We start from the raw sequence: 19,695 nt of genomic DNA, 5'->3' as shown, positions 1-19,695 counted from the left end.
AGCATAGGGGAGAAAACCACATGAATTTACGCGACTTCAAAATTGGCGCACGACTGCGCATCGGCTTCGGCAGCATCCTGGCGATCCTGGTGGCCATGGTCTTGATGACCAACTACCTCAACTACAGCAACAAGAGCAAGCTGACCGCCGGCCTGGAGCTGTCCAACGCCAAGAACCTGCAGGCCGGCACGATGAAGAGTTCGATGCTCGAGACCGGCATCGCGATGCGCAACATCGGCCTGCAATCGGACGTCAGCCTGATGCAGAAGGAAGAGCAGAAGGTCAAGGACCAGCGCGCCCGCTACGACAAGGCGCTGGCCGACCTCAAGGCGCTCGGCCTGAACGACGCCGAGAAGAAGGCGCTGGCCGACATCGCCGCGCTGGACGCCGACGTCGACAAGGCCTTCAAGGAAGCCATCGGCCAGGTGCTGGCGTTTAACAGCGAAGGCGCGGCCAAGGTCATTTCCGGCCGCATCGACCCGCTCAACCAGCAGACCCTGACCCTGATTAACAAGCTGGTCGACATGCAGCGCGCCAACGCCAAGGACGTGATGGACGGTTCCGTCACCGCCGACCGCAGCCTGATGATGGTGCTGTTCGTGCTGGGCGCGGTGGCCGTGGCGCTGGGCGTGGTGTGCGCGATGGTCATCACCCGCTCGATCACGGTGCCGCTGTCGGGCGCGGTCGAAGTGGCGCAGAAAGTGGCGGCCGGCGAGCTGACCTCGCAAGTCCAGGTCGAAGGCAAGGACGAGACCAGCGAACTGCTGCAGGCGCTCAAGGACATGAACGACAGCCTGGCCAAGACCGTCGGCGACGTCCGCACCGGCACCGACCTGATCTCGACCGCCTCGCAGGAAATCGCCTCCGGCAACGCCGACCTGTCGGCGCGCACCGAGTCGCAAGCCAGCTCGCTGGAAGAGACCGCCTCGTCGATGGAAGAACTGACCTCCACCGTCAAGCAGAACGCCGACAACGCCCGCCAGGCCAACCAGCTGGCCGTGACCGCCTCGTCGGTGGCGGAAAAGGGCGGCACCGTGGTGTCGCAGGTGGTGGAAACCATGGGCTCGATCAAGGCCAGCTCCAGCAAGATCGTCGACATCATCGGCGTGATCGACGGCATCGCGTTCCAGACCAACATCCTGGCGCTGAACGCGGCGGTCGAGGCGGCCCGCGCGGGCGAACAGGGCCGCGGCTTCGCGGTGGTCGCCTCCGAGGTGCGCAACCTGGCGCAGCGCTCGGCCGGCGCCGCCAAGGAAATCAAGGAGCTGATCGGCGACTCGGTCAACAAGGTCGACGCCGGCAGCAAGCTGGTCGACGAGGCCGGCCAGACCATGGACCTGATCGTCACCTCGATCCGCCAGGTGGCCGACATCATGGGCGAGATCACCGCCGCCACCCAGGAACAGAGCAACGGCATCGAGGAAGTCAACCAGGCCATCACCCAGATGGACGAGATGACCCAGCAGAACGCCGCGCTGGTGGAAGAGGCCGCCGCGGCGGCCGAGAGCATGCAGGAGCAGGCCGAGCTGCTGGCGCAGGCGGTCAGCATCTTCAAGCTGACCCAGGACGACGTCCGTCGCCCGGCCGCCCGCGTGGCCGCGCCGGCGGCCCGTCCGGCGCCCAAGCTGAACGCCCGTCCGGCGCCGCGCGCGGCGGTGACGGCCGCCAAGCCGGCCGCGCCCAAGAAGCTGGCCAGCGCCGCGCCGGCCGCCGGCGACGAGTGGGAAGAGTTTTAAGTAGTCCGCAGCAAAACGGCGCCACCGGCGCCGTTGCAGGCATTGTTAGTTTTAAATGAAGGAATACAGAACATGCCGCAAACCAAAGACACCGTCAAAGAGTTTGATTTCAACCCCAAGGACTTCGAACGCGTCCGCGGCCTGATCTACAAACGGGCCGGCATCTCGCTGGCCGACAGCAAGCAAGAGATGGTGTACAGCCGCCTGGCGCGGCGTTTGCGCGCCACCGGCATCGGTTCGTTCGGCAAGTACCTGGACGATCTGGAGGCGGGCCGCCTGGGCGAGGAATGGGAGTCGTTCACCAACGCGCTGACCACCAACCTGACCTCGTTCTTCCGCGAGGCGCACCACTTTCCGCTGCTGGCGGAGCACGTCAAGCACAAGCGCGAGCCCATCACCATCTGGTGCTCGGCCAGCTCGACCGGCGAGGAGCCGTACTCGATCGCCATGACCGTGTGCGAGGCGTTCAACACGCTCACGCCCAACTGCCACATCATCGCCACCGACATCGACACCAATGTGCTGGCCACGGCCGCCAACGGCGTCTACACGATGGACCGGCTGGACAAGATGTCGCCCGAGCGCTCGCGCCGTTTTTTCCTGAAAGGCAAGGGCGACCGCGAGGGCATGGCCCGCGTGCGGCCCGAGCTGCGCAATATGATCACCTTCAAGCCGCTCAACCTGCTGGCCGACAGCTGGCCGCTGAGCGGCCAGTTCGATGTGATCTTTTGCCGCAACGTCATGATTTACTTCGACAAAGCCACACAGCGTAAAATACTGTCCCGCTTTGTCCCGCTGATGAAACCGGACGCCCTGCTGTTCGCGGGCCATTCGGAGAATTTCCTCTACGTGTCGGAGTCGCTCAAACTACGCGGCAAGACGGTGTATGAGCTGGACGAACAACACCGTGGCGCTGCCCTCAAAGCATCGCAACGCACATGAGAGTAAAACATGGACCTCGAACAATTTGCCACGAACGTATATTTCGATAGAACGTTCGACTGTGAAGCCGCCAAGATCCTGCCGGGCGAGTATTACTTCACCAACAAGGACATGTTGATCGTGACCGTGCTCGGTTCCTGCGTGTCGGCCTGCATCCGCGACCGCGTCACCGGCCTGGGCGGCATGAACCACTTCATGCTGCCCGACGGCGGCAGCGACACCAACAGCCCGGTGTCGGCCTCGGCCCGCTACGGCACCTACGCGATGGAGATCCTGATCAACGACCTGCTCAAGGCCGGCGCCAAGCGCGAGAACATGGAGGCCAAGGTGTTCGGCGGCGGCGCGGTCTTGAAAGGCTTCACCGCCATCAATGTCGGCGAACGCAACGCCGCCTTCGTGCTGAACTTCCTCAAGGTCGAGAAAATCCGCGTGGTGGCCGAAGACTTGAACGACATCCATCCGCGCAAGGTGTATTTCTTCCCGCGCAGCGGCAAGGTGCTGGTCAAGAAGCTGATGCAGACCCACAACGACACCCTGGCCAAGCGCGAGATCGAATACGCCAGCCGCCTGAAGAAGGCGCCGGTGGGCGGCGAGATCGACCTGTTTTAACTTATTTTGAATGTGTAGTCAGGGCCTATTGCCCGGAAAGTAGCGTTTTATGAAGATCAAAGTCCTGATCGTCGACGACTCCGCGCTGATCCGCAGCGTGATGAGCGAGATCATCAACAGCCAGCCCGACATGGAAGTGGTGGGCGCGGCCCCCGATCCCCTGGTCGCGCGCGAGCTGATCAAGCAAACCAACCCCGACGTGCTGACCCTGGACGTCGAGATGCCGAAGATGGACGGCCTCGACTTCCTGGAAAAACTGATGCGCCTGCGGCCGATGCCGGTGGTGATGGTGTCTTCGCTGACCGAGCGCGGCTCGGAGATCACCATGCGCGCGCTGGAGCTGGGCGCGGTCGACTTCGTCACCAAGCCGAAGATCTCGATCCAGGCCGGCATGCGCGAGTACACCGAGCTCATCACCGACAAGATCCGCGCCGCCTCCAAGGCGCGCGTGCGGGCCCGCACCCTGCCGCAGCCCGGCGCCGACGGCCAGGGCGGGCAAACCCAGCTGCCGCAGCTGCGCAATCCGCTGACCTCGTCGGAAAAACTGATCATCATCGGCGCCTCCACCGGCGGCACCGAGGCGATCCGCGAATTCCTGATGCAGATGCCGTCCGACTGCCCCGGCATCCTGATCACCCAGCACATGCCGGAAGGCTTTACCCGCTCGTTCGCCAAGCGCCTCGATTCGCTGTGCAAGATCTCGGTGCAGGAAGCGGCCGGCAACGAGCGGGTGCTGCCCGGCCACGCCTACATCGCGCCCGGCCACTCGCACCTGTACCTGACCCGCAGCGGCGCCAACTACATGACCAAGATCGACCAGGCCGAGCCGGTCAACCGCCATCGGCCCTCGGTCGACGTGCTGTTCCGTTCGGCCGCCCAGTGCGCCGGCAAGAACGCGGTCGGCGTGATCCTGACCGGCATGGGCAAGGATGGCGCGGCCGGCATGCTGGAGATGAAGGGGGCGGGGGCGTATAATTTCGCCCAGGACGAGGCCAGCTGCGTGGTGTTCGGCATGCCGCGCGAGGCGATCGCCATCGGCGCCGCCCATGAAGTGGGGGCCTTGCAAGCCTTGCCGGGCATGGTGCTGGGCTACCTGGCGGCCCACGGCATGCGCGCATTGCGGGTGTAAAAAGCTTTAAATCGTCAAGTGTGACGTTTTACTGCTACTTTGTTCGCCTTAAAGCAACGAAAATGCTATCCTACAACTTGCTGGCACGTAGAACTTATTAACAACCACCGCGTAGAGAAACAACGGAGTAATTCATGGCTGATCCAAAGATGAAATTTTTAGTCGTTGACGATTTTTCGACGATGCGCCGCATTGTCCGAAATCTGTTAAAAGAACTGGGTTATGCCAATGTCGACGAGGCGGAAGACGGCGTGATGGCGCTGGCGAAGCTGCGCGCCGAAACCTTCGACTTCGTCGTGTCCGACTGGAACATGCCGAATATGGACGGCCTGACGATGTTGCAGAACATCCGCGCCGATCCCGCGCTGGCCAAGCTGCCGGTGTTGATGGTGACCGCCGAAGCCAAGAAGGAAAACATCATCGCCGCGGCCCAGGCCGGCGCCAACGGCTACGTGGTCAAGCCGTTCACCGCCGCCACGCTGGATGAAAAGCTGAACAAGATCTTCGAGAAGCTCGGAGCTTGATGATGGTTGAGCAACAAAACGGCGCCATCGCGGCTGCGGTGGAGCCGAATGAAGAGTTTTTGTCGCGCATCGGTCACATGACGCGCGCCTTGCATGAAAGCCTGCGCGGCCTGGGCCTGGACAAATTGATCGAGAAGGCGGCGTCGGACATCCCGGACGCGCGCGACCGGCTCGACTACGTGGCGCGCCTGAGCGAAGACGCGGCGCAGAAGGTGTTGAACGCCACCGACGCCGCCAGTCCCTTGCAGGACCAGATCGCCGGCGACGCGAAGCAATTGAGCGCCTCGTGGACCGGCCTGCTGGCGGCCGGCGCCTCGGACGAGCAATGGCGCGCGCTGGCGCAGCAAACCGTCGCCGCGCTGGACGGCGCATCGGCCGGGACCTCGCAGACCAAGGCGCATCTGATGGACATCATGATGGCGCAGGACTTCCAGGACCTGACCGGGCAGGTGATCAAAAAGGTCACGTCGATCGCGCAGAACCTCGAAAAGCAGCTGGTGCAGATGCTGATCGATTTTGCGCCCGAACAGATGAAGAAGGAAATCGACAACGGCTTGCTGAACGGACCGCAAATCGATCCGACCCGCGAGAACGTGGTGGCTGACCAGGAGCAGGTGGACGACTTGCTGGATAGTCTGGGCTTCTGATCTGTACCGGCCCGTTCGCCGCGGGCCTACTCCGATACGAGCATCATGCATCAATCCAATTTCCTCGTCCGTGAGCCGCTGCTCGACCCCAAGCAGCGTGTGGTTGGGTATGAACTCTGCTGGCAACGGCAGGGCGCGGCCCCGTCCACGCCGGCCGAGCTGGAATTGCTGGTGGCCTTCGTCGCCGGCCAGATGGTCGACGACGACGGCAATTGGCTGCTGCGCGACAAGACCCTGTTCCTCGAAGCGGTGCCGGCCATGCTGTCGACCGATGCGCTGCACCAGCTGCCGCCGGAACGCACCGTGCTGTCGATCAAGACCTCCGAACTGGCCCAGCCCGACACCCTGGCCGCGGTGCAAGCCTTGCGCGCCGGCGGCGTCGGCATCCTGCTGCGCGAGGCCGACCTGGCCCGCATCGGCGCCCGCCTGCCGACCATCGCCTCGTATGTGGAAGTGCGCTTTTCCGGCGCCGACGTCGGCAGCCAGGCGCGCGCCTACGCGGCGCTGAAGCAGTCGGCGGTGGCGATGGTGGCGCGCCCGGTCAGCAACTGGGCCGATTTCGACGCCTGCGCCGCGCTCGGCCTGAACGCCTTCGTCGGCAAGCTGCACCTGACGCCGCGCCCCAGCAGCGACAGCAAGGGCATGAACCCGGCCCAGACCATCATCATGCAGCTGATGCAGATGGTGCGCCAGAACGCCGACCTGCCGCAGCTGGAGGCGGTGCTCAAGCGCGACGCCACGCTGTCCTACAAGCTGCTGCGCTTCATCAACTCGGCCGGCTTCGGCGCCGGGCGCGAGATCCAGTCGCTCAAGCAGGCGCTGACGCTGCTGGGCTACACGCCGCTGTACCGCTGGCTGACCTTGCTGCTGGCCACGGCCAGCACTTCGGGCTATTCGCCGGTGCTGCTGGAGACGGCGGTGGTGCGCGGCCGCCTGGCCGAGCTGCTGGCGCTGGCGGCGCTGGGCAAGAGCGAGGCGGAAAACGTCTTCGTGGCCGGCATGTTCTCACTGCTGGACCGGCTGCTGGGGATCGCCATGCAGGAAGTGCTGGCCAACATCCAGCTGTCCGACGACGTGGTCGCCGCGCTGCTGACGCGCAGCGGCAAGTACGGGCCGTACCTGGCGCTGGCCGAGGCCTGCGAACTCAATTCCGACCTGGTGGCCTCGCTGGCCGCCTCCCTCAAGCTGAGCCCGGAAGAGGTCAACCAAGCCCACCTGTCGGCGCTGGCCTGGGCGCAAAACGTCGCGGCCTGATCGGTCGCAAGCGGCGTCCGAGCGGGCGTTGACAGCGCCGATGGTGAGGCGGATGATCGGCGCATGAACGCCAATTCCGACAAAGACTATATCGACGCCAAGGTGGCATCGTTCGACTCGAAGCTCGATGCCGGGTTTGGTGCCACCAATGCCAAGATCGACGCCACCAACGACAAGCTCGATGCCGGGCTTGCCGCCACCAACGCCAAAATCGACGCCACCAACGACAAGCTCGATGCCGGGCTGGCCGCCACCAATGCCAAGATCGACGCCACCAACGTCAAGATCGATGCCGGACTTGCCGCCACCAATGCCAAGATCGACGCCACCCACGACAAGCTCGATGCCGGGCTTGCCGCCACCCACGCCAAGATGGATGCCGGTTTCGCCGCCATCCACGCCAAGTTCGACGCCAAGTTCGAAGCCACCGACGCCAAGCTCGCAGCCATCGTTGCGATGATGATAGAGACGCGCGCGGCGCTGGAGGCGAAAATCGACAGCGCTTTCGAACGGGCGACGTCGCAGTCCGTCAAATGGATGGTGGGCGTGCTGGTCGCGGCGATCACCATTGTGGTGACGGTCATGACCTTCGTGCTGAACAACGCGATCCCCAAGGCGCAGCCGGCCGCGGCGGCGGTGCCGGCCATGATCATCCAGCTGCCGCCCCAGGGCATCACCGTGTTGCCGGTGGCGCCCGCAGCGCCCCCCAAACCTTAAATTTCCAGATTGTCGATCAAACGGGTCGAGCCCAGCTTGGCGGCGGCCAGCACCACCAGCGGCGTGCCTTGCGCCAGGTCGCCGGCGCTCGGCGGTTGCAGGTCGATGCGGCGGCGGATCGAGATGTAGTCTGGCTGCCAGCCGCGCTGGGCCAGGTCGTCCATCGCCTTGTGCTCCAGCTGGAACACGTCCAGGTGGCCGGCGCGCACTTCGGCCGCGACCGAGTTCAGGCTCTGGTACAGGGCCGGCGCCTCGGCGCGTTCGGCCGGCGACAGGTACATATTGCGCGACGACAGCGCCAGGCCGTCGTCGGCGCGGTAGGTCTCGGCGGCGATGATCTCGGTCGGCAGCGCGAACTGGCGGCTCATGTTACGCACGATCATCAGCTGCTGGTAATCCTTCTTGCCGAACACCGCCACGCGCGGCTGCACGCAGGAGAACAGCTTGAGCACCACGGTGGTCACGCCGGTGAAGAAGCCGGGACGGAACTCGCCCTCCAGCGTGTTGCCCAGGTCGTCAGGCGGGCGCACGCGGAATTCCTGCGGCTCCGGGTACAGGTCTTTCTCGGTCGGCGCGAACAGCACGTACACGCCTTCCTTCTCCAGCTTCTCGACGTCGGCCTGGAAGGTGCGCGGGTATTTGTCGAAGTCTTCGTTCGGGCCGAACTGCAGGCGGTTGACGAAGATCGACGCCACCACCGGGTCGCCGTGCTTGCGCGCCAGGCGCATCAGCGACAGGTGGCCTTCGTGCAGGTTGCCCATGGTCGGGACGAAAGCGGTGCGCAGTTGGCCGCTGAGTTGGTCGCGCAATTCTTCTATGGAGGTGACGATTTTCATGTCGTGGTCGCTCTGGACGTAATGGGAATGGGGGGATTCAGGCAGGCGAGTACGCCAGCCGCACGTAGATGGGCGCGAACGGCTCGGCCTGGGTAATTTCGATCAGCGTTTCCTTGGCCAGCTCCAGCAGCGCGACAAAGTTCACCACCACCACCGGCACGCCGCCGGCGATGTCGAACAGGTCGGCGAACTCGACGAAGCGGCTCGATTGCAGGCGCCGCAGGATGCCGGTCATGTGCTCGCGCACCGACAGTTCCTCGCGGCTGATCTTGTGGTGCTGGGTCAGCTTGGCGCGCTTCATCACGTCCAGCCAGGCTTGCTGCAAGTCGATCGCCTCGACCTCCGGCCAGGCCGGCACCAGGCTTTGCTCGATGAAGATCTGGGTGCGGACGAAATCGCGGTCCAGCTGCGGGATCGTGTTCAGGTCGTAGGCGGCCAGCTTGATCTGCTCGTATTCCAGCAGGCGGCGCACCAGCTCGGCGCGCGGGTCGTCGCTCTCGATGTCGAGCTCGGACGGGCGCTGCGGCAGCAGCATGCGCGACTTGATCTCGATCAGCATGGCCGCCATCAGCAGGTACTCGGCGGCCAGTTCCAGGTTGGACAGGCGGATCTGGTCGACATATTTCAGGTATTGCAGCGTCAGCTGCGCCATCGGGATGTCGAGGATGTTGAAGTTTTGCTTGCGGATCAGGTAGAGCAGCAAGTCCAGCGGACCCTCGAAGGCGTCGAGGAAGATTTCCAGCGCGTCGGGCGGGATGTACAGGTCGTTGGGCATCTTGAGCAGCGGCTCGCCGTACAGGCGGGCGAGGGCGGCGACCTCGGTGGTCACGGCGACCGCCTCGTTCAATGCCTCGGGCAACGGCTGCGCGTCCGCCTCGGCGATGCCGTGGTCGGCCACAGTCGGCTGGGCTTCAGCCGTATCGTCTGGCAACATCCTTGCCGCCCCGGTGCTTAGACTTTGTTTTGGTAAACGTAAGCTTGTTGCTTGATGGCCGATTTCAGCTGGCGCTCCTGTTCATCCAGCGACACCGGCGGACGGTCCCACAGCAAGGCGCGGCCTTGTTGCTGGCCAGCTTCCATGCCCGGATTCTGTTCCTTCAGCGCCTTGATGAACAGGGTGTGCTCGGATTCGTACATCGAATGTTGTTTGGAGAGTTTCATATTTTTTAAGTGGGTGGATCAGCAACGCGTATTTTACCGCGCCGCGGCGGCCGGCGGTAATTCTATCGTTGACCGCCGCGTCCGCCGGGGCTACAGGGTGTGCAAAAAGTGGTCGATGATGCTTTGCTTGATGTGCGGCGCCAACTCCTGGCTGAAACCGTGGCCGGTCGGGTAGCTGTCGTGCGTCACCGCGTGCGGGAAGTGTTGCGCCTTCAAATCGGCCGCGATATCGTTGGACATCTGGAAAGACGGCCATATCTGGTCGTTTTGCGCAGAAATCAGCAGGATAGGGCCGTTGATCTTCTCCACCGCGATGCGCGCCTGACGCACGACCTGCCGCTGGTCCAGCGCCGCCAGGAAGCGGCCGACCTGGGGCAGGGTCTGGTCCTGCGCGGGACTCATGGCCGGGATATCCTTGCCCTCCCACGTCCAGGCCGACCTCGGCAGGGTGCGACCAAACCATGCCACCGAGCTGGGCGTGGTCGCCACCACCGACTTGATGCGCTGATCCAGGGACGCCACCAGCAAGGCCGCTTCGGCGCCGCGCGAACCGCCGACGAAGCCGATGCGCGTGGCGTCCACTTCGGGCTGGGTCTGCAGGAAGTCCAGGGCGCGGATGAAATATTCCAGCGGGATCTGGTCCAGCGTGGCCGGCAGCCCCGGCGCGCTGAAATAGGCCAGGCCCAGCACGGCGATACCGTGCGGGGCCATCATTTGGCCGTTGGCGTCGCCGGTGCCCAGCCCGCCCTCCGAACCGCCGATCGCCACCACGACGGGCACTTTGGCGTGTGTCTTGGGCAGGTAGAGATGGGCCACTAGGTCGCGGTAGACAACCTGCCGCATCTCAACCTCGTAGCCCGCGGCGCGCGCCGTTCCGAAAAAAGATACATACAGTATCAAAATACCCATCACTATGCGTTGCATCGCGTTCCCCGGTATGATTGCATGCCTTGGCAAATCAGCAAGGCGCCATGCTAGCAGTGCGTTGGCACAGCAGCAATTCATTTCTCAACAACTGTCCGCCATCGATGACCCAGCGCCTGACGCCCCGCACCGTATTCCTGCTGACCCTGCCGCCGCTGCTGTGGGCCGGCAATTCCATCGTCGGCCGGCTGGTGCACGACCAATTGCCGCCGGTATTGCTCAACTTCCTGCGCTGGGCGTTGGCCGGCGTCATCCTGTTGCCGCTGGCCGGGCCGGTGTTCGGACGGGCGGCGGGCATGTGGCGCTATTGGAAACAGTATGCGCTGCTGGGCCTGCTCGGTATCGGCCTCTACAACACCCTGCAGTACATGGCGCTGCAAACCTCGACGCCGATCAACGTCACGCTGGTGGCCTCGGGCATGCCGGTGTGGATGATGCTGACCGGCTGGCTGTTCTTCGGCGTGCCGGTCGGCCGGCGCCAGGTGGCCGGCGCCGTGCTGTCGATCGCCGGCGTGCTGCTGGTGCTGGCGCGCGGCGAATGGGACCATCTGCTGGCGCTGCGGCTGGTGGCGGGCGACCTGTTCATGATCCTGGCCACCATCGCCTGGTCGTTGTACAGCTGGCTGCTCACGCGCGCGCGCGAACCGGCCGCGCTGCGCGCCGACTGGGCCGGCTTCCTGCTGGCGCAGGTGGCGTTCGGCGTGCTGTGGTCGGGCGGCTTCGCGCTGGGCGAGCAGGCGCTGGGCGCGATGCCGGTGCAATGGAGCTGGACCCTGGCGGCCGCGCTGGCCTACGTGGCGGTCGGGCCGGGGGTGATCGCCTTCCGCTGCTGGGGCGAGGGCGTGCAGGCGGCGGGGCCGTCGGTTGGCGCCTTCTTCGTCAACCTGACGCCCTTGTTCACCGCCGTGCTGTCGGCCGCCTTCCTGGGCGAGGCGCCGCACGGCTACCACGTGGCGGCGTTTGCGCTGATCGTCGGCGGCATCGTGGTGTCGGCGCGGCGCTAGCGCAAGAAATATTGACGGAACGTAACAAGCAGCAAAACCGGCCGCCTTACACTGCAGCTTCGCCATCACCCAGCGGAGCGACATCATGCGGCATTATCCATTCAGCCCCAGCGGCATCCTGGCGGCAGCGGCCCTGATCGGCGCCGCGCTGCCGTGGCAAGCGGCGCAAGCCGTCGATTCCAGCGTGCGCGACGCGCTCGCGCCAGGCTTGCTGGGCCTCTATCCCAGCGACCGCTTCAAGCTGGCGACCGGCCGCTGCCAGGATTGCGCCGCGCCCGGTCAGGCGCTGTGGTACTTCAGCGACGACATGATCGCCGTGGCCAAGGCCGACGGCGCCGGCTATGCGCCCCGGCTGCGGGCCCAGGAGGACGTCAAGACCTGGCTGGCCGCAGGCGGCGCGCGCGCGCGCGACCAGGCGCCGCCGCTGGTGTGGATAGGTTCGCCCCATGTGGCCGAGGGACGGCTGGAGCCCGATGCGCGGCTGACACGCCCCGGCGGCGCCGCGCCCCTGAATGTCGAGTTCACGCCCAGGTTATCGACCAACCGCTCGTATGTGGACCGCAGCAGCCTGGCGTTCTTTGCCGGCGGCGAGGTCAAGGCCCGTGGCGCCCTGACCGAGGAACGCTTCGTGATGCGCACGCTGTGGCCCAGGCGCTACGCGCTCGGCGCGGCCGCGCCCAGCGCGCCGCTGGCCGCTGGCGAGACCATCGAAAGCCTGGTCCGCGCCCAGCACGGCGGCGCCACCGCCCCCTACGCCAGCCGGACCCTGTGGCGCCGCGACGGCGGCCGCGTGCCCTTGCCGCTGGCGGGCAAGCCGGTGCTGGCCTTCATGCTCAACGGCGCGCAGGGCGACGACGATGAATCCTATGGCGGCCACTTCGCCGTCGCCACCGGCCGCTTCGGGGCCGCCGGCGAATGGGACAACTGGCTGGTGAACAATTTCTACAGCCTGGCCTCGATCAGCGAAAAAGGCATCGTCGCGGCTATCCTGCCGATGGACGCCTACATGGGCGACCTCAACAGCGGCCAGGCCTGGTACCGCCCATCCTACATGCTGGTGGCGGTGCTGAAAGACCAGCGCGCGCCCGCCTTGGTCCAGGAGGCGATAGGCCGCGTGTTCAACCACTTCTACCGGCAGGATTTCCATTACCGCCACGCCAGCACCAATTGCGCCGGCATCAACGTCGAAACCCTGCGCACGCTGGGCTGGAACATTCCGCGCCTGGGCGGCGAAAGCCCGCTGAAGGCTGCGGTGGCCCTGCCGTACATGGCGTTGAAGGAAGTCAGCCTGGCCAGCGGCCAGAGCGCCTACGACTACCTGAAGACCGAACGCACCGAGTTGCTGCCCTTCGTCGCCTTCAACACCATTGCCGATGATTTGCTCAAGCGCCTGGCGGCGCCGGGCAGGGCGGCCGGCGGCACGCTGGAGTCGCAGCTGAGCGAAGATCTGGAGGCGCTGCTGTTCGTGCGGATACCGCAGTTCCCGTCGTCGCGCGCCTTTGGCCACGATCCGGTGCTGTCGCTGCGCGAATACCAGCGGCGCGCCCCGGCCAACCACGCGGACTGGAAGATCGTGCCGGTGGCGCCGCGTGTGCTGCCGGCGGCGTTCACGGACGGCGCCGCGCCCAGCGAGCGCAAACCGCCGTCGGTGATCGCGACCTGGCTCTGGTTCGGCTTCGCGGCGGTGCTGGCGATGGCGCTGCTGACACGCTGGCGCCGCTGGCTGGCTAGTCGCCGGCCGCCAGCTTGAGCGCGTCGATGAACACGCGCACCTTTTGCGGCAGGTGCGGCGTGGCTGGAAACACGGCATGGATATCGCCCTCCGGCAGCGACCATTCCGGCAGCAGCCGCACCAGCCGGCCCGCCGCCAAGTCCTCCCGCACCGAAAACCAGGTGGCGCGCAGCACGCCGTCGCCGGCCAGCGCGGCGGCGCGGCAGGCGGGGGCGGTATTTGTCGAGAACACGATGTTGCGCATCCGGACTTCGCTGTGCTGGCCGGTGCCGTCCCCCAGTGTGAAGCTGTTCGGCTGGGTCAGCACCGTCAGCGAAATGTAGGGCAACTGGGCCAGCGCCTGCGGATGCTCCGGCATGCCGTAGCGCGCCACGAACTCCGGGCTGGCCACCAGCAGCCGCACCATGCGGCCGACGCGCGCCGCCATGTAGCCCGAATCGGCCAGCTTGCCCAGCCGCACCGTCACGTCGATGCCTTCGGCGATCAGGTCGATCAGGCTGTCGCCGCACACCAGCTCCACCTTCAGCGCCGGATAGCGCTGCCGCAATTGCGACAGCACCGGCGCCACCACCATCACCCCGTAGTCGATCGGCGCGGCCACCCGCAGCGTGCCTTGCGGGACGGCGCGGCCGCTGCGGGCCTGCTCGATGGCCAGCTCGGCCTGCTGCAATAGCTGGCGGCTGGCGTCGTAAAAGTCGCGGCCGGCCTCGGTCAGCGACAGCTTGCGGGTCGAGCGTAGCAACAGGCCGACGCCGACCTCGGCCTCCAGCAACTGCATGTGCTTGCTGACCATGGACTTGGCCAGCCCCAGGCGCTCGGCGGCGGCCGTCAACGAGCCGGCATCCACCACGGCGACGAAGGTAATCAGGCGGTTCAGGTTGACGTTGCTTAAATCGGCCATGGCGTGTGCGGAGAGTGATTGTTCACCTAGAGTGAACTTAGTGTCCGGTTTTGTCCAGCTTATCAGCACGATTGCGGCTCAATATACTGGCCGGACTATCCAACGTCACAGGAGATTGATCATGAAGCTATACGGTTCCCCCCTTTCCGGCCACACCCACCGCGTGCGCCTGTTCCTCAGCCTGTTGAACGTGCCGTACGAATTCGTCCAGCTCGACCTGCGGGCCGGCGAGCACCGCGCGCCCGAGCATCTGTCGCGCAGCCCCTTCGGCGAAATACCGGTACTGGAAGACGGCGACGTGACCTTGCCCGATTCGACCGCGATCCTGGTCTATCTGGCCTCGAAATACGACGACAGCGGCCGCTGGCTGCCGCGTGAACCGCTGGCGGCGGCCACAGTGCAGCGCTGGCTGTCCAACGCCTCGGGCAAGATCGCCTACGGCCCGTGCGTGGCGCGGTTGGTGGTGGCGTTCGGCATGCCGTTCGATCTTGAGCGCGCCAAGAGCATCGCGGTGCGCCTGTTCGATGCGATGGAGGTGGAACTGGCCGGCCGCCGCTACGCGCTGGGCGAGCAACCCAGCATCGCCGACATTGCCGCCTTCAGCTACATCGAACATGCGCCGGAAGGTGGCGTGTCGCTCAAGCCGTATCCGAACATCCGCGCCTGGCTGGCCAACGTCCGCGCCTTGCCCGGCTTCGTGCCGATGGTCGCCACGGCATGCGGTCTGGCGCCCGAAACCTACTGAACGGAGGCCATCATGAGCGCCACCCCTTTCCATGCGGGCGAACTGGCGATCCAACAGCGGGTGGGCGTGCGCGAGCAGATGGCCGGCGCCGGCGCCGCCGGCGTGCGCGACTACATGCCGGACCAGCATCGCCAGTTCTTCGGCGAGCTGCCGCTGTTCTTCATCGGTGCACTGGACGGAGCGGGCCAGCCGTGGGCCACCATGCTGGTCAACGATGCGGGCTTCGTTTCGACGCCGGATGCGCGCACGCTGCACATCGCCGGCGGCATGCTGGCCGGCGATCCGCTGCAAGGCCAGTTGCGTGAGGGCGCCCACATCGGCGGGCTGGGGCTGGTGCCGACGACGCGGCGGCGCAATCGCGTCAACGGCGTGATCGCGGCAATTGACGAAGCCGGCATGCGCGTTGCGGTGACGCAGAGCTTTGGCAACTGCCCGCAGTACATCCAGGACCGGGTGCAGACGCCGGTGCCGGCCGCGCCTGTGCCGCAGGTGCTGCGTGGCACCGTGTTGAGCGCGCAGGATCGCGAGCTGATCGCCCGCGCCGACACCTTCTTCATCGCCAGCGCCAACCTGGAGACCGAATCAGGGCGGGGCGTCGATGTCTCGCATCGCGGCGGCCGGCCCGGCTTCGTGCGGGTGGACGACGGGCGCACGCTGACGTCGCCCGAATTCGTCGGCAACTTCTTCTTCAACACGATGGGCAATCTGCTCGGCTATCCGCGCGCGGGCTTGCTGTTCATCGACTTCGAGCGCGGCGACATGCTGCATGTGGCGGTGGAGGCGGAGATCATCTGGGAAGGCGCGCAACTGCGGGCCTTCGCCGGCGCCGAGCAGCTGCTGCGCTTCCACGTGCGCGAAGTGGTGCGCAATGTGGGCGCGCTGCCGTTCCGCTGGAGCGCGCCCAAGCCGGCCGCGCAAGTGGCGCGCACCGGCGTCTGGGAGGAGGCGGACCGCGTGCTGCAAGCGGCCGCGTTGACCAGCGCCTGGCGGCCCTACACCGTCACCGACGTGGTGCGGGAGAGCGCCACGGTGCAATCGTTCCATCTGGAGCCGGCCGACGGCATGGGCGTGGCCGCGCATGTGCCGGGCCAGTTCGTCTCGCTGCGCGTGCCGGCCGACGGCGCGTCGCGCATCCGCAGCTACACCCTGTCCGACGCGCCGAACGGCCGCAGCTACCGCATCAGCGTCAAACGCGACGGCGCCGTATCCGGCTGGCTGCACGAGCATCTGGCGCCTGGTGCGCGCATCGAACTGCTGGGTCCTGGCGGCGATTTCACGTTCGAGCAGGGTACGCGGCGGCCGGCGGTGCTGCTGTCGGCCGGCATCGGCATCACGCCGATGATCGCCATGCTGAATGGTCTACTGGTGAACGGCAGCCGCACGCGGCACCGCCATCCCATCCACTTCTTCCACGGCGCCCGCAACCGCGGTGAACACGCGTTTGCCGAACGCCTGCAAACGCTGGCTGCTGGACATCGCAACCTCAACGTCCACATACGTTACAGCGGCGGCGAGGCCGAGGCCAGCGACATCGCCAACTGGCAGTCCAGCGCCGGCCGCATTGACCTCGATTGGTTGAAGTCCCAGCTACCGTTCGACGATTACGATTTCTACCTGTGCGGCCCGGCCGCGTTCATGCAGCAGATGTACGACGGTTTGCGCAGCCTGAACATCGCCGACGCGCGCATACGCTTCGAGGCTTTCGGTCCGGCCAGCGTGCGGCGCGATGTGCCAGTGGCCATTGGCGCGGCCAAGCCGGCCGCGCCGGTGCCGGTGCAGTTTGCGCAATCGGGCATGGCTGCGCTATGGGACGGCAGCGCCGCCAGCCTGCTGGAACTGGCTGAAGCCAAGGGCGTGCCGGTGGAATCGAGCTGCCGTTCGGGACTATGCGGTTCGTGCGCGGTCGGCCTGGTCTCCGGCTCCGTCGAATACACGCGCACCTGCGGCGCCGAGGTCGCGGCGGGGCAGGTGCTGATGTGTTCCGCCGTTCCCGCCGCCGGCAGCGCGGCCGTCGTGCTGGCGCTGTAACGCCTCAGGGACAGGCGCCGACCACGTAATAACCGGCCGACGTCTGTGCCAGCACGGTGGTGAAGAACAGGTTGTCCAGTCCCATGTTCTGGTTGGAGCCGTTGGCCAGCGCGTAGCCGCCGCTGTCGTGCGCGCGGCCCGCGTGCACATGGGCGTAGTTGCTGGCGTTGACGGCGGTGCAGCTCCACGCCGACGCGGTGGTGACGTTGATCGCCGCCGACAGCGCACTCTCGCCCGCAGCGCCGACCGCCGACACCGCGAAGCTGTAGCTGGTGCTGGCCGCCAGCCCGCTGGCGGTGTAATTGGTGGCGTTCAGCGGCGATGCGGTCACCTTGGCGCCGTTGCGATACACGTTGTAGCCGGTGGCGCCGTTGACGGCGTTCCAGGTCAGTGCCACCGCGCTGGCGGTCGGCGTGCCCGCGCTCAAGCCGGTCGGAGGCGGCAGCACCGGCGCGCTGCCGACCAGGAATTGCGCCAGCGGGCAGGCGGTCGAAACCTGGCCCAGCGTGTCGGAGGCGGTGACGCCGCCGGTGTAGTAACCGCTGGCGACGTTGTAGCCCTTGCTGAAGCTGGCGCCGCTGCCGGCCGCCGCATCGTTGATCGCGGTGGGACCGTTCAGCTGCACCGCATAACTGGCCACGGCGCCGCTGGCCGTGGCCGCGCCGCTGATGGTGACGCCGCTGCCGCTGATCACCGTGGTCCCGCAGGAAGTCATCACCGGCCCCGGCGTCGCCGAAGCGCGCAGATTATTCTTGAACCAGAAATCCATGACGAAGGCCGGGTAGTTGACCTTGGTGTTGTCGACATAATTGGTGTTCTGGCCGCCGCTGCCGGCCGGCCACGCGTGGCCCATATTGGTCACCGTGATCTCGTGCGTGCGCAGCTTGCCGTTGCTGTCGGTGTAGGGCACGTTGCTGCCGCCGCCCGCCACCTGGACCGCGCCGCCCTTGCTGTAGCTGCCGCCGTAGGCCAGGCGGATGCCGGCCGTGTCGATCGGACCGTAGCCCTGCGCCACCGTGAAGTCGGAAGTGCCCCAGACGGCGCCGGCGATCTGCGTGGCGAAGGCGCCGGCGTTGGCGCCCGCCATCGCCTTGCACTGGTTACCGGCCGTGGTGGCGGTATAACCGGGCGGTACAGCACCGATCTGCAAGGTGGTGGTGCCCGGCGGCGGCCCGGCGTTGATGCCGACGCCGGCGAAGACGTCCGGCGCCAGGCAGCCCAGCACCATGGTCTCGCCGCCGCCGGACGACAGGCCCGTCACATACACCTGCTTGGGATCGATGGCGTACTGCGGATCGTTGACGAAGCGGCTCACCAGGTCCAGCAGGATGGCGTCGTGGCCGGCCGCGCTGCGGGTGTGGGTGGTGTTGGCGTAGTCCCAGCAGTGGTTGTTGTAGACATTGCCGGTGGCGTTGGGCGCGAGGATCACAGCGCCGTATCGATCGGCCATCGCCTTCCAGTTGTAGCCGCCGTCGCCGCCGCTGTCGATCACGTCGCCGCCGGCCGTTTGCAGGCAGCCGTGCAGCACCAGCACCAGCGCGCGCTTGCCGCCCAGCGTGGGCTGCGAGGCGGGCCAGTAGAAATAGCCGGTGAGGTTGCCGCCGTTGACGCTGTCGGCGGCCCAGGTCTGCTGCGCGCTCCATGTGCCGGGGCCGGCCGTCACCGCCTGCGCCGGGCAGGCCGCCGCCAGCAGGATGGTACAGACGATACAGACGAACGCGTGCCCCATCAATCGCTTGATGTTGATAGCCATGATATGTCTCCGTTGTTGTTGGTGGGTGCGCCGGCAGCAGGAAAATAGTAGATCAAAACCGCGCGCGCACGCGCACCCCAGTATTTTTACTGTTGTGCAATCAGCAGGAAAAGGCTCAGCCCAGCGACTTGATGTAGCGGGGATCGATCTGCGCGCAGTAGCCGGCGCAAGCTTGGCGGGCGGCGTTGGCGGCGGCGTGCACCAGCATCTCGGCATTCGAGTGGAAGCACATCGAGACGATGATGGCTGGTGGCTCCGGCTGCACCGGCAGTTCGATGAACTCGCCGTTCTTGAGCGCGTCGACCACGAACAGGCTGGGGATGGCGGCCACGCCGTAGCCGTCCTTCACCAGCTGGACGATGGCCGCCACCGACGGCGAGCAGGTGATGCGGGTCTGCTCCAGCGGCACCATCGCCAGGTTGGCCATCTTGCTGACGATCTCCTCGATCATGCGTTGCGGCGCCGTGCCGCGCCCGAAGGTCAGGATGGGCAGCGCCAGCAGACGCTGGTTCAGGCCTTCCTTGCGGGTGTCGATCAGGCCCTTGCGGGCGATCCAGTGCAGCGGATACACGGCCAGCGCCTCGGAGACGATGTCGCTGCTCTCGACGCCCTCGACCTGGATCACCAGATCGAGCTCGCGCGCGCGCAGGCGCCGCTCCAGCACATTGCTCATGTCGACGGTCAGGTCGACCTCCAGCTCCGGGTACATGGTGTTCAACTCGCGGATGTACTGCGCCAGCCAGCTGTGCACCACCGATTCGATCACGCCGACGCGCAGGCGGCCGCGGATCGCGCTGTCCTTCTGCGCCGCCGCCATCAGCCGGCGCGTGGCGTCGACCACCGCCTTGGCGTGGCCCAGCAGGTATTCGGCGTTGGCGGTGAGGCGGAACTCCTTGCTGGCGCGGTCGATCAATTCCGTTTGCAGTTCCTCCTCCAGCGTCTTGATGCGCAGCGAGATGGCGGCCGGCGTGGCGTGCAACGCGCGGGCGGTGGCGCGGAAGCTGCGCAATTGGGCGAGGGTGACGAAAGTCTCCAGGAAGCGGATGTTCATAG

Annotated in this window: 19 protein-coding genes; 12 read left to right on the top strand and 7 right to left on the bottom strand. The window is 66.2% G+C overall.

Annotation, left to right across the window (positions count from 1 at the left end):
- Positions 1–20 precede the first annotated feature (20 nt).
- From AC07OK_RS01990 to AC07OK_RS01955, 8 genes are all read left to right on the top strand, one after another.
- Positions 21–1,736: a methyl-accepting chemotaxis protein gene (locus tag AC07OK_RS01990; protein ID WP_494688717.1), complete on the top strand. Its 1,716-nt coding sequence runs from the start codon at positions 21–23 to the stop codon at positions 1,734–1,736.
- 72 nt (positions 1,737–1,808) lie between these two features.
- Positions 1,809–2,678, top strand: coding sequence for a CheR family methyltransferase (locus tag AC07OK_RS01985; protein WP_494688716.1), 870 nt, complete (start codon positions 1,809–1,811; stop codon positions 2,676–2,678).
- 9 nt (positions 2,679–2,687) lie between these two features.
- Positions 2,688–3,287, top strand: a complete 600-nt coding sequence (cheD, locus tag AC07OK_RS01980; protein ID WP_020702289.1) for a chemoreceptor glutamine deamidase CheD — start codon at positions 2,688–2,690, stop codon at positions 3,285–3,287.
- A gap of 49 nt (positions 3,288–3,336) precedes the next feature.
- On the top strand, positions 3,337–4,416 hold the full coding sequence (locus tag AC07OK_RS01975) for a protein-glutamate methylesterase/protein-glutamine glutaminase (protein WP_494688715.1): 1,080 nt from the start codon (positions 3,337–3,339) through the stop codon (positions 4,414–4,416).
- Positions 4,417–4,550: 134 nt separating this feature from the next.
- Complete coding sequence (gene cheY, locus AC07OK_RS01970; RefSeq protein ID WP_026334356.1) at positions 4,551–4,940, top strand: chemotaxis response regulator CheY; 390 nt, start codon at positions 4,551–4,553, stop codon at positions 4,938–4,940.
- Positions 4,940–5,587, top strand: a complete 648-nt coding sequence (cheZ, locus tag AC07OK_RS01965; protein WP_494688714.1) for a protein phosphatase CheZ — start codon at positions 4,940–4,942, stop codon at positions 5,585–5,587. The genes cheY and cheZ overlap by 1 nt, the downstream gene beginning before the upstream one ends.
- A gap of 45 nt (positions 5,588–5,632) precedes the next feature.
- Complete coding sequence (locus tag AC07OK_RS01960) at positions 5,633–6,841, top strand: EAL and HDOD domain-containing protein (protein ID WP_494688713.1); 1,209 nt, start codon at positions 5,633–5,635, stop codon at positions 6,839–6,841.
- A 63-nt stretch (positions 6,842–6,904) separates the two neighbouring features.
- Positions 6,905–7,558: a hypothetical protein gene (locus tag AC07OK_RS01955; RefSeq protein ID WP_494688712.1), complete on the top strand. Its 654-nt coding sequence runs from the start codon at positions 6,905–6,907 to the stop codon at positions 7,556–7,558.
- On the opposite strand, the gene panC is transcribed toward AC07OK_RS01955, so the two are convergent.
- From panC to AC07OK_RS01935, 4 genes are all read right to left on the bottom strand, one after another.
- A complete protein-coding gene (gene panC, locus AC07OK_RS01950; protein ID WP_116988173.1) occupies positions 7,555–8,394 on the bottom strand; it encodes a pantoate--beta-alanine ligase in 840 nt (279 codons plus the stop codon). The two genes, AC07OK_RS01955 and panC, sit on opposite strands and share 4 nt — an antisense overlap.
- A 37-nt stretch (positions 8,395–8,431) precedes the next feature.
- Positions 8,432–9,328, bottom strand: coding sequence for a segregation and condensation protein A (locus AC07OK_RS01945; protein WP_494688711.1), 897 nt, complete (start codon positions 9,326–9,328; stop codon positions 8,432–8,434).
- A gap of 17 nt (positions 9,329–9,345) precedes the next feature.
- Positions 9,346–9,555, bottom strand: coding sequence for a DUF3460 family protein (locus AC07OK_RS01940; protein WP_494688710.1), 210 nt, complete (start codon positions 9,553–9,555; stop codon positions 9,346–9,348).
- A gap of 90 nt (positions 9,556–9,645) precedes the next feature.
- The gene (locus tag AC07OK_RS01935; RefSeq protein ID WP_494688709.1) at positions 9,646–10,398 is read right to left on the bottom strand and encodes an acyl-CoA thioester hydrolase/BAAT C-terminal domain-containing protein; all 753 of its coding nucleotides are present in this window, start codon (positions 10,396–10,398) and stop codon (positions 9,646–9,648) included.
- 185 nt (positions 10,399–10,583) lie between these two features.
- Between AC07OK_RS01935 and AC07OK_RS01930 the strand changes: the two genes are divergently transcribed.
- Both AC07OK_RS01930 and AC07OK_RS01925 read left to right on the top strand, forming a co-directional pair.
- The gene (locus AC07OK_RS01930) at positions 10,584–11,483 is read left to right on the top strand and encodes a DMT family transporter (protein WP_494689022.1); all 900 of its coding nucleotides are present in this window, start codon (positions 10,584–10,586) and stop codon (positions 11,481–11,483) included.
- 85 nt (positions 11,484–11,568) lie between these two features.
- Positions 11,569–13,233, top strand: coding sequence for a hypothetical protein (locus AC07OK_RS01925; protein ID WP_494688708.1), 1,665 nt, complete (start codon positions 11,569–11,571; stop codon positions 13,231–13,233).
- Here AC07OK_RS01925 and AC07OK_RS01920 read toward each other — a convergent pair.
- Complete coding sequence (locus tag AC07OK_RS01920) at positions 13,211–14,116, bottom strand: LysR family transcriptional regulator (protein WP_494688707.1); 906 nt, start codon at positions 14,114–14,116, stop codon at positions 13,211–13,213. The genes AC07OK_RS01925 and AC07OK_RS01920 overlap by 23 nt on opposite strands.
- A 121-nt stretch (positions 14,117–14,237) precedes the next feature.
- On the opposite strand from AC07OK_RS01920, the gene AC07OK_RS01915 reads away from it, so the two are divergent.
- Positions 14,238–14,861, top strand: a complete 624-nt coding sequence (locus tag AC07OK_RS01915) for a glutathione S-transferase family protein (RefSeq protein WP_494688706.1) — start codon at positions 14,238–14,240, stop codon at positions 14,859–14,861.
- A 12-nt stretch (positions 14,862–14,873) separates the two neighbouring features.
- Positions 14,874–16,889 carry a 2Fe-2S iron-sulfur cluster-binding protein gene (locus tag AC07OK_RS01910; RefSeq protein WP_494688705.1) on the top strand — a complete coding sequence of 672 codons (2,016 nt, stop codon included), beginning with the start codon at positions 14,874–14,876 and terminating at the stop codon, positions 16,887–16,889.
- Between the two features lie 4 nt (positions 16,890–16,893).
- On the opposite strand, the gene AC07OK_RS01905 is transcribed toward AC07OK_RS01910, so the two are convergent.
- Positions 16,894–18,618 carry an extracellular catalytic domain type 1 short-chain-length polyhydroxyalkanoate depolymerase gene (locus tag AC07OK_RS01905; RefSeq protein WP_494689021.1) on the bottom strand — a complete coding sequence of 575 codons (1,725 nt, stop codon included), beginning with the start codon at positions 18,616–18,618 and terminating at the stop codon, positions 16,894–16,896.
- Between the two features lie 139 nt (positions 18,619–18,757).
- A complete protein-coding gene (locus AC07OK_RS01900; RefSeq protein WP_494689020.1) occupies positions 18,758–19,693 on the bottom strand; it encodes a LysR family transcriptional regulator in 936 nt (311 codons plus the stop codon).
- Positions 19,694–19,695: the final 2 nt, after the last annotated feature.

The organism is Duganella sp. GW821-FHT07G03 (assembly GCF_059418605.1).
Note: the sequence above shows the minus strand (reverse complement) of the source record. Positions and strands in the feature narration are given on the sequence as shown.